Below are 15,102 nucleotides of genomic sequence, written 5' to 3' on the forward strand. Positions count from 1 at the left end.
GGGGAGGACTCCCCATGTAATGACCCCCCTATTTAGTCCATCACATGTGAAAATGGAATAGTCATTCATCACTGGTCTCACCCACGAAGGTAACTATGTCTGAGAACAATCCCGAAAACCCGTACGCCAAGCCTGTACAGCCGGCCGAGCCTGCGCCCGTTGCGCCGCCGGCCCCCTACGCCCAGCCCGTTCAGCCTGCACCGTACGGTCAGCAGCCGGGCCAGTACGTCCAGCAGCCTGGCGGCTACGCTCCCGCCCCGGCCACTGACCCGGGAAAGACCATGGCGATCATTGCCGTCATCCTGCCGTTTGTCGGATTCAGCCTTGTCGGGTTGATCTTGGGCATTATTGCCAAGGTCAAGTCCAAGAAGGCCGGCTACAAGAACACGCTTGCCCTGGTCGCGATCATCATCAGCGCCGTGGCAATCGTTGTCAGCATTATTGGCGGCATCATTCTTATCGTCTTTCTCGGTAACCTCGCCAACGAGATCACCCAGGCCTGCCAGGACGGGGTAGGGACCGTCACAGTCAACGGCCAGATTGTTGACTGCACCACAGTCAACCCGTAGTCCACGCCGTAAGAACAGGCCGGCACCCACGGGTGCCGGCCTGTTCTTTAATGCCTATCTAATGCTCTTGTGCTGAACCTTGCCAGCCGGATTGCTCGATCCAAACATTCAGCTCAGGGATGGCGTGGGCAAACCATGGTTCCTTGGCCTGTGCATAGCCGTCGGTAGACGCTTCGTGCTGGTGACTGTGCGCCACTGACTGCTTGAACGACTCGTAGCTCTGCCGGGCCCCGGCATCGGAGCGCAGCCAGTCGCGGAACGCCAGAGCCAGCAACGCTCCAGGTGAGCCGTCCACCCTGATATGAAGGTTGACGGGCCGTCCGGGATCGGCCGCGTTGTGAAAGCGCTTCTCCCACCGCTCCCCCGCACGCCCGCCGCCAAAGTCATGCCCTGTGTCCCACCAGCCGCCCGTACGCGCCGGGAACCCGGCGTCGGCCAGCACTGTGGTCAGATTATCTGCCTCCTCGAGCGAACGGACACGAAGCTGCAGGTCGATCACGTCCTTGGCGGCCAGCGCCGGAACAGAGGTGGAACCAATATGGTCCACGGCTACGGCCGATTCACCTACGGCAGCCTCCAGCCGTGCCATCAAACGTGATGCCTGTTCCGGCCAGCTGGGATCGGCCGGGATAATGCTGGCTGGGCCGGCCACCAACACGGGGCGCCGCGCAGCCAGGTTCTTAGAAAAGGGCACTAGCCGGTCTTCCCATAAGGAGTCCAGTTCTGCGAGAGCCTGCTCCGGGGTCCCGTCATTGACAATCACGACGTCGGCCGCGGCCGCCCGATCTTCGTCACTGGCTTGCGCTGCCATCCGGGCCAGCGCATCATCTTCAGCCATACCGCGGTTGGCGACCATCCGGGCAATCCGCTCGTTCCGCGGTGCCTGCACAACCACCACCAGGTGAAAGTTGGCCCCCTGGCCGGTCTCCACAAGCAAGGGGATGTCCTGGACAACAATGGTTCCCGTGCCGGCGTCGGCCTCCAGCATTTGTGCGGCAGCTCGGACGCGAGGGTGAACAATTGCGTTGAGGGTGGCCAACTGTTCGGGAGCACCGAAGACGATGGTGCCCAGGGCGGGTCGGTCCAGGCTGCCGTCCGCACGCAGAATCCCCGTTCCAAACGCGTCCACCACGGCCGCCAGACCGTCAGTGCCGGGGGCTACGACGTCCCGGGCCAGCTGATCGGCGTCGATGACGATGGCGCCCAGCTCGCGGAAACGGACGGAGAGCAGGGACTTGCCTGAGGCGATACCGCCAGTGAGACCGATCGAGAGCATTCCTCCACACTAGACTGAATCGGTGAGCCAAACACCCCCACCACTACTCGCTTCGCCGGGCGCGAACAGCTACACAACCTTGACCGACGGCCCCGACTTCCGTCACGAGATCGCGATCAAACGCTCACGATTCGTCACAGTATTGCGCCGTGTGGGTGACGAGGCGGGTGCCCGGACCTTGGTGGCCGAACTCCGGCGTGAATTCTACGATGCCCGCCACCACTGCAGCGCTTTCGTGATCGGCCCCGACAGGGCCATCCAGCGTTCCAACGACGACGGCGAACCCTCCGGCACAGCCGGCGCGCCCATGCTCGATGCCGTGCTGAAACGTGAAACCAGGCCCGGCGGCGTACCGGCGGCCGACTTGAGTGATGTGTGCGCCGTCGTCGTCCGGTATTTTGGTGGGATCCTGCTCGGAGCGGGCGGACTGGTGCGCGCCTACTCGGAGTCCGTCAGCGGCGCACTGGAACTGGCTCCGCTGGTTCGCCGGGAGCGGCTGAGGCAGTTTACCGTGAGCGTCCCCCCTGCAGACGCCGGCCGATTGGAGAACGATCTCCGCTCGGCTGGCTACCTCATGACGGGCAACAGCTACGGCGCCGTTGAGACCCTGGTGGGCCTGGCCCTGGCCGACGACGATGCCATCATCACGGCCGCCGTCGAACGGCTGGCCTCCCTGACCGCCGGTCGCGGTGTGCTCACGGACGCGGGGAGCAACTGGGTGGATGTGCCAGTGGCTCCCCGTGCCCGTCGTTAGCGTCTAGAACCCGTTGGGGCCGAACCCCATGGGAGGGTTGGGCCATTTGTCGAAACGTGCACCTTGCGGATTGCTGGACATCGACATCAATACGATCATGACGATGCCACCCACGCCGGGGACAAAGTTCAACAGGTACATCCAGCCGCTCATGTCAGCGTCATGCAGGCGCCGCACCGACAGGGCGATGGCAGGCACGATGCTGCCGAACATGACCAGGCCCATCACGGTGGACAGCACCGACCCGAACGCATTGGGCTGGTCCGTTCCGGGCTGGGTGCCCAGTAGCAAGGCGAGAAGGCCCAACACTATGAATCCCACCACGAAGGTCAGTGAGATCCACCAGTATTCGCTCCTGCTGGCCCGGCCACTGAAGGTCGCGTACTTCTTGTAGAAGCGGGCGATCGCCTGCACAGGGCTGGCCCCGTACAGGGGTGCGCTTAACGGTACCTGGCCGTCTTTGCCAAGCGGCGCCCCCGAGTAAGGGTTCGGCTGGGCAAAGGGCTGCCCGTACGGTGGCTGACCAAACTGCTGCTGCGGGTATGGAGAGGCGAAAGGCTGCTGACTCTGGTGAGGCGGCTGTGCAGCGTAAGGTGCGGGAACGGCGTCGTACTGCGGCGGCGCATAGGGAGCCTGCTCAGCAGTTGATTCATTCTGGCGGTTGTTCTGATCCATGCGATGTCCCCCGGGTTTGTGATGTTCAAAGAGTTGATTCTAGCAAGGCGCACCTGCGTCGCTTGCCGGTGAGCAAAGGTGTGCTGTGATCCAACGAGAACGGGTCCCCCACCCGAAGGTGGAGGACCCGTTCAACGCTATTGCGAGAAAGCGCTTTCGGAAATTAGTTTCCGGTCAGCTTCTCACGCAGTGCGGCAAGTGCTTCGTCAGAAGCCAAGGTGCCGGCACCAGCGTCGGTTGCAGCAGGCTCGGAGGAGTAGGAAGTCCCTGCGGACTCGCCACCTTCACCGGCGCCATCAGCGGCTGCATCTTCTGCGGCGTGCTGAGCAACCTGCTTCTTGTGAGCTTCCCAGCGCGTCTGAGCGTCAGCGTACTGCTGCTCCCAAACGGCGCGCTGTGCCTCGTAGCCTTCAAGCCACTCGTTGGACTCGGAATCGAAGCCCTCCGGGTACTTGTAGTTGCCTTCTTCGTCGTACTCGGCAACCATGCCGTAGAGGGCCGGGTCGAACTCGGTGGAGTCGACGTCGACACCCTCGTTGGCCTGCTTGAGGGACAGCGAGATGCGGCGGCGTTCCAGGTCGATGTCGATGACCTTGACGAACAGCTCGTCACCAACGGAGACAACCTGCTCGGCCAGCTCAACGTGGCGGACTGCCAGCTCGGAGATGTGGACCAGGCCTTCGATGCCGTCTTCAACGCGAACGAACGCGCCGAACGGAACCAGCTTGGTGACCTTACCCGGAACAACCTGCCCGAGGGCGTGGGTGCGGGCGAAGGTCTGCCACGGATCTTCCTGCGTAGCCTTGAGCGAGAGCGATACACGCTCGCGGTCCAGATCCACTTCGAGAACCTCGACGGTGACTTCCTGGCCAACTTCGACAACCTCGGAGGGGTGGTCGATGTGCTTCCAGGACAGCTCGGAAACGTGGACGAGACCGTCTACGCCGCCAAGGTCCACGAATGCACCGAAGTTGACAATGGAGGAAACAACGCCGGGACGAACCTGGCCCTTTTCCAGCTTGTTGAGGAACGTGGAGCGAACCTCGGACTGGGTCTGCTCGAGCCAGGCACGGCGGGAAAGAACAACGTTGTTGCGGTTCTTGTCCAGCTCGATGATCTTGGCTTCGATCTGCTGACCGATGTAGGGAGCCAGGTCGCGCACACGGCGCATCTCGACCAGCGATGCGGGCAAGAAGCCGCGCAGGCCGATATCGAGGATAAGACCACCCTTGACAACTTCGATGACGGTACCGGTAACGACACCATCTTCTTCCTTGACCTTCTCGATGTCGCCCCAGGCGCGCTCGTACTGTGCGCGCTTCTTGGAGAGAATCAGTCGGCCTTCTTTGTCTTCCTTCGTGAGGACCAAAGCTTCGACCTGATCGCCAACGGAGACAACGTCTCCGGGATCAACGTCGTGCTTGATGGAAAGCTCGCGGGAGGGGATGACGCCTTCGGTCTTGTAACCGATGTCGAGCAGAACTTCGTCGCGATCAACCTTGACAACAATTCCTTCGACGAGGTCGCCGTCGTTGAAGTACTTGATGGTTGCATCTACTGCGGCGAGGAATTCTTCAGCAGTACCAATGTCGTTGATGGCAACAACGGGAGTGGTACTAGTCTTCTCGGGGGTCGTGATGGTCATGTAGTAGGGGCTCCGATGTGGATAGTTGGATTCGCCGACCCCAGCCAAATGCACGAATGAATCGCACCTTGGCAGACAGGGGCCGGAATTATTATGGTTGCAGGGGTTCCTGCGGATGAAACAAGTGCGCGTGCCGCGTGTTTCCTGCCGGTTTTTGGCCAGCCCAGTTCACACACAACATGCCCATTTAGTCTAGTTGTTCGGGCCTTGGAGCGCAAAAGCTGTGTTCGACGGCGATAATTGCGTTTGTGGACAATTCAACCCTCCTGGTACTGGGGCCAAACGCTTGGGTTTTACTGGCGGTCATGCTGGTCTTGGCTGCCGTTGTCTGGCGTTCAGCCCTCGATCGCCACCCGGCACAAATGCTGGTCGCCGGGTTGCGGGCCCTGATTCAACTTGCCGCCGTTGCGCTCATCATCGCCTGGTTATCCGACCGTGGCGCCTGGGCGTTTGCCTTTGTTGCGCTGATGTTCGTGGTGGGCGCATGGACCTCGGGGCGGCGGGTTGCCCCGAAGGGGCGTTGGTGGATAGCCGCCATACCCATTGCCGCCGGTGTTGTCCCGCCAGCGGCCATGATGTTTGCCGCTGGCGTCCTGCCCTTCAACGCGCTGGCGATCATTGCGGTCATTGGCCAGCAAATTGGTGGCGCCATGTCCACTGTCACCTTGAGTGGGCGTCGAATTCGGGACGAATTGGCGCTGCGCAACGGCGAGGTGGAAGCCGCCGTCGCGCTGGGCTTTGAATGGCCACCAGCCCGCTCCATGGTGGCAAAACCTGTTGCGGGCGAAGCCGTCCTCCCCACCCTTGATCAGACGCGCACGGCCGGGTTGGTGACCCTGCCTGGTGCTTTTGTGGGGATGATCCTAGGTGGAGCAAGCCCCCTGGACGCTGGCCTAATTCAATTGCTGGTGCTCATATCCTTGCTCCTGGTCAATTCCAGTGCGGCCACCGTCACGCTCTGGCTGAGTTGCCGCGGAGCCTGGAGCCGGCCCGCTTCCTAGGAGCCATTTTCGGTTTCGCCTCAGGTTCTGACGCTGCCCCATCGGTCAAAAAGTGCCGGCGCCAGCCATGGTGATGAAAAGAATTGACTTCTTCCCACCTTGGGACGAAACTATTATTCATTGAGATTCACAACACGTCACCAAAGGACCCCCATGAGCGTCAAGCAACAAGTTCAGCCGTCGGCTGCCAAGCAGTCCCGGAGGGCCTTGGTCGCCGGATCCGTCGGCAACTTCATTGAGTGGTACGAATTCGGAATCTACGGTTCCTTCGCCACCATCATTTCGGCCAACTTCTTCACCACCAGCGGCGCCTCCGACTTTGAAGCGCTCATCAAGACCTACGCATCCTTTGCCATCGCTTTCTTCTTCCGGCCCGTTGGCGCGGCAATCTTCGGCCGGATCGGTGACAGGATTGGCCGCCGCCCAACCCTGATCATCGTTTTGGTGATGATGACAGTTGCCACGGCCCTGATCGGTGTGCTCCCCACCTACGCAACAGCGGGTGTTATTGCCCCCATACTCTTGACGCTGGTGCGAATCCTGCAGGGTCTCTCCGCCGGTGGCGAGTTCGGCGGTGCCGTCTCCCTTATGACCGAGTTTGCTCCCAAGGGCAAGCGCGGATTCTTTGGATCATGGCAGTCCTTCACGGTGGCCCTGGGCCTTCTTGCCGGTGCTGGCGTTGCCGCAATCCTTTCCTCGGCACTATCCGCTCAGGCCTTGACCGAGTGGGGCTGGCGTCTGCCCTTCATCTTTGCCCTGCCGCTGGGTCTGGTCGCCTTGTACCTGCGACTGAAGCTCGAGGAAACACCGCACTTTGAGCGTGCCGCCGTCAAGCCCTCAGAAACCGTCACCGCGGTAGTTCGTCCCTCCGCCATGGAGACAACCAAGGCGATCCTGCTCGGCATCGGCCGCCTCATGGGCTGGTCCGCAGCCGGCTACACCTTCTTGGTGGTACTCCCGTCCTACTTGCAGGTCAGCTTGCATGCAACATTCCAGGCCGCGCTGATTGCAACGGTGATGGCAAACGCAGGTTTCGCCCTTTCCATCATTCCCGCAGGCATCTTGAGCGACCGTTGGGGACGCCGACCCGTGATGTTGACCGGAACAATCCTGATCATCTTGTTCGCACTCCCGCTTCTGTGGATCCTGCAGAACCCTGCCAACTCCCCCATTCTGACCGGGGCCGCAGTCTTCGTAGCCGGTGCCATTGTTGGTCTCATCGCGGGACCCGGCCCGGCCATGCTGTCCGAGATGTTCCCGACCACCGTCCGCTACACAGGCCTGGGCCTGGCCTACTCGCTCTCCAACGCCGTCTTCTCCGGCAGTGCCGGTCTGATCATCACCGCCTTGATTGCCTCGACCGGCAACAAGGACATTCCCGCCTACTATGTGATGGCGGTGTGTTTCGTGAGCGTCTTCGCCCTTTCCACCCTGCGCGGTTCCGCCCACAAACAGGAATTGAAGGACTAAATGCCCTCGAGTACCAACCAGCCAGCAGCAATGCGCATCATCGGCATGATGTCCGGAACCTCTTATGATTCCATCGACGCCGCTGCCGCAGACATCAGCATGGACAATGGCACCTTGGTGTTGACTCCCCTGGGGATCGTCAGTGAGCCCTACCCGGAGCAGTTGCTTGGCGAGCTGGCAGCCCAGCTCCCCCCGGCGGTCACCACCATGGAACAGGTTTGTCGCCTCGATACAGGCATTGGTCAGGCGTTCGCCCGGCTGGCCGCCCGTGCCAACACCGAACTTTGTGACGGGCAGGCCGACGCTGTCGCCTCTCACGGGCAAACGGTGTTCCACTGGATCGAGTCTGGCCAGGCCATGGGCACGCTGCAGATCGGACAGCCCGCCTGGATTGCCGAGGCAACCGGGTGCACCGTAGTCTCGGACTTCCGGCCTCGTGACATTGCCGCCGGTGGCCAGGGCGCACCCCTGGTGGGCTACTTTGACACCCTGTGGCTCGGCAACCTGCCTGGCAATCCTGTGGCCCTGAACCTCGGCGGCATTGCCAACATCACCGTTGGGGGGCAAAAACCAGCGGCTTTCGACACGGGGCCCGCCAATGCGCTCATTGACGCCGCGGTACGCCACTTTAGCGCAGGCAGTGCGAACTACGACGTCGATGGCGCCATGGCCGCACGTGGCACAGTCCACCAGCAACTTCTGGGGCGGTTTTTGGATGAACCGTACTACGCCTTGCCCGCCCCCAAGACGACAGGCAAGGAACTGTTCCACTTGCCCTATGTTCTGAAGGCCATGGAGGGTCTGGGAGACATAGCCGATGACGACGTGGTTGCAACGTTGACAACCCTGACGGCCCGGACGGTTGCCAATGCAGTGGCAGCGGCGGAAGGCACCGAGGTCATTGCCTCCGGCGGTGGCACACTCAATCCCTCGCTGATGAAGGCGCTGCGTCTTGAACTTGGCACCATTGGATTGCAAACATCCAATGACCTCGGGCTCGATGTTATGGCCAAGGAGGCCTACGCCTTTGCGGTTCTTGGTTACCTGACACTGAACAACTTGTCAGGGACAGTAGCCGGGACCACGGGCGCGCGGCATCCAAGCATTCTGGGATCGATCACGCCCGGGAACAACGGCCTGCCGTTCCGTACCCAGCAGCCCAGCACGCCGCTTGCCCTGCGGATCACAAACCGGGAAACCGTATGAGCCAGGTTGCCAGCACCGGCCTGGTGGCCAGGATGCATACCCTCATCGGCGACCTTGGGCCTGCCGAAGGCCGTGTCATGTCCGTCCTGGCGGCAGACCCGCAAGCAAGTGCGCAACTGACCATTGAGGCATTGGCGTCTGCCGCCTCAACCAGCACGGCAACGGTGGTTCGCACCGCCAAGCGTCTGGGCTTTGCCGGCTACCCGCAACTGCGGCTCGCCCTTGCCGCCCAGAACACGACCGGCGGAAGTGGCGAGTCACCGCTCGTGGCAAATGTTGAGCGTGGCGACAGTCCAGCCACAGTGCTCATGAAGCTCGCGGCCTTTGAACGCGAAGCCATCTCGGCCACCGTTGACCTGGTCTCTGCGGAGACACTCGCCACCGTGGTGCACACTATGGCCATGGCCAGGCGGATTGACGTCTATGGGATCGGCGCCTCCGGGCTGGTTGCCATGGACCTGGCCCAAAAGCTCCAACGCATTGGTTTGTACTGCATCGCCCACACCGAGCAGGAAGCCTCGCTGGTGAGTGCTGCACTTCTGCGCGAGGGAGATGTTGCCATTGGAATTTCCCACTCCGGACGCACACCCGGAACGTTGCTTCCGCTCCAGCGGGCAACGTCCTCCGGTGCGGTGACCACCGCGATTACGGGAGCCGGCACCTCACCACTGGCGCACGAGGCACACCACACACTTCTGACCTCGGGCAAGGAAATGGGTTTCCGGTCAGCCGCGATGGCCAGCAGGATCAGCCAGCTGCTCATGGTTGATGCCCTCTTTGTTTCCATAGCCGCAGAGACCAGTTCCGCAAGGACGGCCCTGCAACGCACCTACGACGTCATCAACGCCGACCACACCCGGCGTCCCCAACAGAAAGAAAACCACTGATGGACCTGCAGTCCCTGACCACGGAGTCAGCAAATTCGCGCACATCAGCCCTGGACACCATGAGTGTTCCCGAGATTCTCTTTGCAATGAATGATGAAGACGCGCTGGTAGCCACCGCTGTTCGGGCCGAGGTCCAGCATATTGCCAGCGCCGTGGAGCTGATCGTCAAGGCACGCGGGCAGGGGGGCCGGCTGATCTACATGGGAGCCGGAACCAGCGGGCGCATTGGTCTCCTGGACGCCGTGGAATGCCCTCCCACCTTCAGCACACTGCCGGAGGAAGTCCAGGGGCTTATGGCCGGCGGCGAGGGTGCCTTCATTCGCGCCGCCGAGGGTGCCGAGGACCAGATTGAGGCCGGAGCCGCCGATCTGGCAGCCATCACGCTCAGCCCGCAGGATGTGGTGGTTGGCCTGACCGCCAGCGGCCGCACACCGTATGTGATGGGCGGCCTGGACTATGCTCAGGGGCTGGGCGCCGCCACCATCTCCGTCTCCTGCAATCCTGGCTCGGAAGTATCGGGCCACGCCGACGTCGCCATTGAGGTCAATACGGGACCCGAGGTACTTACCGGATCAACGCGATTGAAGGCCGGCACAGCCCAGAAGATGGTGTGCAACATGCTCTCCACTGCGAGCATGGTCCGCACGGGAAAGGTGTTGGGCAACTTGATGGTTGACGTTATGCCGACCAACGTCAAGCTTTTTGACCGCACACAAAGGATCGTCGCTGCCGCAACCGGTGCAACGAAGGCCGACGCCGAGGCGACCCTCCACCAGGCGGGCGGATCAGTCAAAACCGCCATCGTCATGCTGGCCAGGAAGGTTTCGGCCGCGCAGGCAGCGGATCTCTTGACAGCAAGCGCAGGTAATGTCAGGGCCGCGTCCGGGATCACCGCGGGAAGTTTCTAGTACTCCCGTACAACTGATGAGGGGCCAAACGGTACGCCGTTTGGCCCCTCACGTAGCTGACAACAGGGCTAGAAGCTTGTCAGGCAGTGCGCCGAAATGGACGTGGCAAACAACGCGTCAAAGCGTTCGACGGCGCCGGGTGCCTCCTCACGCAGCCGGCCAGCGGCAGCCAAAGTTCGGGCGGATACGGTGCCAAGGTAGAGGCTGGAAAGTTCGCTGACGCCCATGCTCAGTTCTGCCTCCACGGAGCCGTCTTCGGGACAACGTGTGACAGTCGCCTTGCCGTGGACCACCTCGATGCTGAAGATGCCCGAGGCGTGGCCCAGCGGATCGCCTACGTGGAAGAGCAGGCTCCCGTCGCTTGCGTAGTCGCGGGCGGCCAGTGAAGCCGGGGTATCAAGGATGCGCAGCCACAAATGGTCTTCGGTGGCTGTGCGCTTGTAATCGCGCTTGGCGGCCATGGCCCATTCCAGCGGGTCCACCACTGGCGCCATACCCCACTTGACGGACTCGATGAGATCAAGGGAACCAAGGTAGTTCCACAGTGCCAGGTAGGCAGAGTCAGTTGCGGCGAGCAGATCTACAATCTCCACAGACGAGTCTTTGGGCTTGTAGCTGACGTAACCGTCAACGGAGCCCTTCTCGTCATAGTGCAGGGCTGCCCGCACATTTTTCACGGGGTCCATTGACTCGTAGTTACCCTGCCCCGACGCCGACAGTCGATACATGTCATGCCGGCCAATGGAGCCAAAAGTCTTGGCATGGACGCGTGCGAACAGGTCGTCATGAAGATCGCGGACCACTTGCGCATCAGCCACTTCCACCACGCCAAGCGATGCTGCCGCAGGGACGATGAACTCAAGGCCGCTCTTGCTCGCCACCCCAATATCGCAAGCATGGGTGGAAACCCCAAAACCAAACCGGCCGTAGATGGTAGCTTCCGATGCCGTCAGCGCCGCCATGGGGACGCCGGCGGCTTTGGCCTGAGCCAGGTCGGAGTCCATCATGGCACGCAGCAAACCGCGACGCCGATGGCTGGGCCGCACCGTCACTGCGGTGATCTGGTGAACGGGCAGCAGCGTTCCGCCACCCACGTTCAGGGTCTTGCGGTGGTAGGCGAACGTGGCTACAGGATACTCAACACCCCACGCTCCCACGGGCGCCGCAGAATCCTTCAGATAGGCCCCCGTGACCATGCGCCCGTCGACTTCTTCACACTCAACGAACTTTTTAGCAATTTCAGGTGTTGTCACATCGCCGTAGAAGCCAAGTGACACCGCCTGCTGCCACTTGGCCACCTCGTCGGGAACTTCCCCTGCCACCAGGCGCGACGGGAAGGTCCTTAGCTCGTAGGGAAATGAACGGGGATTGCGGATCGTGGATTCGCGTGCGGTACTCATGGAGAAGTCCTAACCTAGCGTGAGAAAACCGGGGGTCAATTTGTTGGGTCCATGTTGTTGGGCCGGCAAATGGGGATCAGTGTCCGGCGTCGTTCCAGCTGGTGCCCACACCCACCTGGACTTCCAGGGGAACCTTGAGCTCTGCCGCAGCGCCCATTTGGGCCACGACCAGGGCTTCGACGGCGTCGCGCTCCCCCGGCCAGACTTCCAGGACAAGTTCGTCATGGACCTGCAACAACATGCGGGACTTCAGTCCCTGCGCCTTGAGCTCCGCGTCCACACCCAGCATGGCGTGCTTGATGATGTCGGCAGCGGATCCCTGAATGGGTGAGTTGAGGGCGATCCGCTCCGCAAGCTCACGCAGCTGCCGGTCGGGGCTGGAGAGATCTGGCAGGTAACGGCGTCGGCCCTCAATGGTGGAGGTGTAGCCGTCAATTCGGGCCTGTTCGACGACGCCGCGCAGGTAGTCGCGTACGCCGCCAAACCGGTCAAAGTAGTCCTTGACCAGGGTGCGGGCCTCGTCAACGGAGATTTCCAGCTGCTTGGACAGGCCAAAGCTGGTCAGCCCGTAGGCCAGGCCGTAGGACATGGCCTTGACCTTGGAGCGCATGGCCGAGGTGACTTCCTCGGGCGCCACACCAAACACGTGCGAGCCCACGTAGCGGTGCAGGTCTTCACCTTCGGCATAGGCCTGGATGAGCCCGGCGTCGCCGGAGAGGTGCGCCATGATGCGCATTTCGATTTGCGAGTAGTCGGCGGCCAGCAGGCACTCATAGCCTTCGCTGACAACGAAGATGTCCCGCACGCGGCGGCCTTCCTCGCTGCGGATGGGGATGTTTTGCAGGTTCGGGTTGTTGGAGGACAAGCGACCGGTTGCAGCCACGTTTTGGGCGTAGGTGGTGTGGATGCGGCCATCGGCGGCCACCGACTTCTTCAGCGTCTCCACCATTTGCTTGAGCTTGGACGCCTCGCGGTGCGCCATGAGCTGAGCCAGGAACTCGTGTCCGGTCTTCTCCAGCAGTGCCTTCAGCGACGCGGCATCCGTGGTGTAGCCGGTCTTAATCTTCTTAGTTTTGGGCAGCTGGAGCTCCTCAAAGAGAACCTCCTGCAACTGCTTGGGCGAACCCAAGTTGACCTCATGGCCGATCGCGGCAAACGCCGCGGTCTGGGCCGCGTCCATCATGGCCGTGAAGTCGGCCAGAAGCGTCTGCAGACGCTCTGCGGACACGTCAATGCCCGTCAGCTCCATCTCGGCCAAAACGGCCGCCAGCGGGAGCTCCAGCTCGGTGAGCAGTGCCGCTGCACCACGTTCGGCAAGCATGGGGGCAAAATGATCGCTAAGTAGCAAGGCAACATAGCCGTGCTGCACGGCGTCCGCATACCCGGCATCACCGTCAAGGCCCAAGTCCAACTGGCCGGATGGCTCCTGCCCCGCGGCTGCAAAGGTGACCTTGAGGTGGACCTGGCTCAGCTCGGGCAGGTCATAGCTGCGGCGGTCGGGCTGAATCAGGTAACCGGACAGCGAGGTGTCATCGACGACTCCGCCCAAAGTGAGGCCGCGCGGGGACAGAGCCTTGAGCGCCTCCTTGTACTCGTGCACCACTTTGGGGGCCTCCGGCGATGCCAGCCACGAGCCCAGCGCGGCATCCAGAGCGGCGTCGGCGGTGCCCAGATCGATCACGACGGCCCCGTCCACACGCACCAGCGCCACGGCCGTGGCCTCGCGCAGGAGGCCGACAGGGCGCGACAGCACGTCAACGGCGGTTTTAGGTGCGGGGGCGGCTAGCCAGGCGTTGAGAACGGAGGCTTCCGTTACGACCTGGTGGGTGGGCACCTCGTGGCCTGCCCCGTCGTCGACCGTCTCCTCTTCCCCAAAGAGGTCAAAGAGCCGTTTGCGCAGCTGGTTGAATTCGAGGGAGTCGAACAACTCTTCCACGGCTTCCCTGTCGGGGGCCTGCAGTACGGTGTCCTCGATGGCTACCGGCAGTTCCATGTCGCGTAGCAGGTGGTTCAGGCGGCGGTTGCGCTTGACGTCGTCCACGTGCGCCCGCAAGGACTCACCCACCTTGCCGCCAATGGAATCCAGGTTCTCCAGGATGCCCTCGAGCCCACCGAATTGATTGATCCATTTTGCGGCAGTCTTAGGCCCGACGCCGGGCACGCCGGGGAGGTTGTCAGCGGTTTCGCCCACTAGCGCTGCCAAGTCCGAATAGCGGCTTGGGGTCACAAGGTACTTGGCTTCCACGGCCGCCGCGTCCATGGGCGGTATGGCCGAGATGCCCTTGGTGGGGTAGAGCACCGAAACTTTGTCGGTGATGAGTTGGAAGGCGTCGCGGTCCCCCGAAACCACCAGGACTTCCCAGCCAGCGGCCTCCCCTTGGACGGAAAGGGTGGCGATGATGTCATCTGCCTCGAAGCCGTCAACGGAGATCGTGGGGATGTTCATGGCCGCCATGACCTTGATGATCAGGTCAATCTGGCCGTAGAACTCTTCGGGCGTCTTATTGCGCCCACCCTTGTACTCTGTGTATTCCAAGGACCTGAATGTGGGGGTGTCCAGATCAAAGGCCACCACCACATGTGAGGGCTTCCGTTCCTTGATCATGGTCAGCAGCATGGCCGTGAAGCCATGGACGGCGTTGGTGTGCTGACCGGACTGCGTCACGAACTTATCCACCGGCATGGCGTAGAAGGCACGGAAGGCCATGGAGTGCCCGTCAATGACCAGCAGGCGGGGCGTTGACGCGGAATTCGTGGCCCCGGATTCGGGAACAGCGGGAACAGGTGTCTTGGGGGCCGTTTTGGCAGATTCACTCACAGGTGCCAGCCTAGTCATCATGAGCGAAAATATCACACCACTGCCCTTTATTGACGAACTCGTCACAGCGGGAGTCCCCGCAGCACTCCATCCGTACCTTGGCACCATTGGCGTTGGCGCCCTGGTGGTGAAGATGGGGATCGTTTTCACCCACATGACCCCCGAGCTGATGACGGCCACCATGCCGGTGAGCGGAAACACCCAGATCGCGGGCCTGCTGCACGGTGGCGCGCACTTGGTCTTGGCCGAAACCCTGGGCTCCTTTGCCGCATCCTTGCACGCTGGCCCCGGCCGCGCCGTGGTGGGTATCGAGATCGGTGCCACCCACCACCGGGGCGCCAAAAGCGGACTCGTCACGGGCGCAGCCACCGCCATCCACCTGGGCCGGACACTGGCCACCCACGAGGTGGTCATGACCGACGAGACTGGCCGGAGGCTCTCCACAGCCCGCATCACCAACATGATCCTGGACAGCAGCAAAACAGCACAGTAA

At 62.1% G+C, this 15,102-nt stretch carries 13 protein-coding genes; 8 read left to right on the top strand and 5 right to left on the bottom strand.

Going from position 1 to position 15,102, the window contains the following annotated elements:
- Window positions 1-95: 95 nt before the first annotated feature.
- Window positions 96-569: a DUF4190 domain-containing protein gene (locus tag CXQ94_RS16085; protein ID WP_104091592.1), complete on the top strand. Its 474-nt coding sequence runs from the start codon at window positions 96-98 to the stop codon at window positions 567-569.
- Window positions 570-627: 58 nt separating this feature from the next.
- Here the strand turns inward: CXQ94_RS16085 and coaE are convergent, their stop codons facing one another.
- Window positions 628-1,845 (bottom strand): dephospho-CoA kinase, encoded by a 1,218-nt coding sequence (gene coaE / locus CXQ94_RS16090; protein WP_104091593.1) that lies wholly within the window; start codon window positions 1,843-1,845, stop codon window positions 628-630.
- A 22-nt stretch (window positions 1,846-1,867) separates the two neighbouring features.
- Between coaE and CXQ94_RS16095 the strand changes: the two genes are divergently transcribed.
- Window positions 1,868-2,599 (top strand): YigZ family protein, encoded by a 732-nt coding sequence (locus CXQ94_RS16095; protein WP_258067130.1) that lies wholly within the window; start codon window positions 1,868-1,870, stop codon window positions 2,597-2,599.
- A 3-nt stretch (window positions 2,600-2,602) separates the two neighbouring features.
- Here CXQ94_RS16095 and CXQ94_RS16100 read toward each other — a convergent pair whose 3' ends face one another.
- Both CXQ94_RS16100 and rpsA read right to left on the bottom strand, forming a co-directional pair.
- Complete coding sequence (locus CXQ94_RS16100; protein WP_104091594.1) at window positions 2,603-3,274, bottom strand: DUF805 domain-containing protein; 672 nt, start codon at window positions 3,272-3,274, stop codon at window positions 2,603-2,605.
- Between the two features lie 163 nt (window positions 3,275-3,437).
- The gene (gene rpsA / locus CXQ94_RS16105) at window positions 3,438-4,919 is read right to left on the bottom strand and encodes a 30S ribosomal protein S1 (RefSeq protein ID WP_104091595.1); all 1,482 of its coding nucleotides are present in this window, start codon (window positions 4,917-4,919) and stop codon (window positions 3,438-3,440) included.
- 248 nt (window positions 4,920-5,167) lie between these two features.
- Here rpsA and CXQ94_RS16110 point away from each other — a divergent pair, with 248 nt between their 5' ends.
- The 5 genes from CXQ94_RS16110 to murQ all read left to right on the top strand — a co-directional run bounded on the left by CXQ94_RS16110 (window position 5,168) and on the right by murQ (window position 10,391).
- Window positions 5,168-5,920 (top strand): ABC transporter permease, encoded by a 753-nt coding sequence (locus CXQ94_RS16110; RefSeq protein ID WP_146070332.1) that lies wholly within the window; start codon window positions 5,168-5,170, stop codon window positions 5,918-5,920.
- 153 nt (window positions 5,921-6,073) lie between these two features.
- Window positions 6,074-7,390, top strand: coding sequence for an MFS transporter (locus CXQ94_RS16115; protein ID WP_104091596.1), 1,317 nt, complete (start codon window positions 6,074-6,076; stop codon window positions 7,388-7,390).
- Window positions 7,391-8,596, top strand: coding sequence for an anhydro-N-acetylmuramic acid kinase (locus CXQ94_RS16120; RefSeq protein WP_258067131.1), 1,206 nt, complete (start codon window positions 7,391-7,393; stop codon window positions 8,594-8,596).
- On the top strand, window positions 8,593-9,483 hold the full coding sequence (locus tag CXQ94_RS16125; RefSeq protein WP_104091597.1) for a MurR/RpiR family transcriptional regulator: 891 nt from the start codon (window positions 8,593-8,595) through the stop codon (window positions 9,481-9,483). Before CXQ94_RS16120 ends, CXQ94_RS16125 begins: the two co-directional genes overlap by 4 nt.
- Window positions 9,483-10,391 (top strand): N-acetylmuramic acid 6-phosphate etherase, encoded by a 909-nt coding sequence (gene murQ, locus CXQ94_RS16130; RefSeq protein ID WP_104091598.1) that lies wholly within the window; start codon window positions 9,483-9,485, stop codon window positions 10,389-10,391. The genes CXQ94_RS16125 and murQ overlap by 1 nt, the downstream gene beginning before the upstream one ends.
- A 68-nt stretch (window positions 10,392-10,459) precedes the next feature.
- On the opposite strand, the gene CXQ94_RS16135 is transcribed toward murQ, so the two are convergent.
- Together CXQ94_RS16135 and polA are read right to left on the bottom strand one after the other, a co-directional pair.
- Window positions 10,460-11,791 carry a GNAT family N-acetyltransferase gene (locus CXQ94_RS16135; RefSeq protein WP_104091599.1) on the bottom strand — a complete coding sequence of 444 codons (1,332 nt, stop codon included), beginning with the start codon at window positions 11,789-11,791 and terminating at the stop codon, window positions 10,460-10,462.
- A 76-nt stretch (window positions 11,792-11,867) separates the two neighbouring features.
- Window positions 11,868-14,630, bottom strand: coding sequence for a DNA polymerase I (gene polA / locus CXQ94_RS16140; RefSeq protein ID WP_104091600.1), 2,763 nt, complete (start codon window positions 14,628-14,630; stop codon window positions 11,868-11,870).
- Between polA and CXQ94_RS16145 the strand changes: the two genes are divergently transcribed.
- The gene (locus CXQ94_RS16145; protein WP_104091601.1) at window positions 14,629-15,102 is read left to right on the top strand and encodes a hotdog fold thioesterase; all 474 of its coding nucleotides are present in this window, start codon (window positions 14,629-14,631) and stop codon (window positions 15,100-15,102) included. The two genes, polA and CXQ94_RS16145, sit on opposite strands and share 2 nt — an antisense overlap.

Source organism: Arthrobacter sp. GMC3 (genome assembly GCF_002929305.1).
Taxonomy (GTDB): domain Bacteria; phylum Actinomycetota; class Actinomycetes; order Actinomycetales; family Micrococcaceae; genus Specibacter.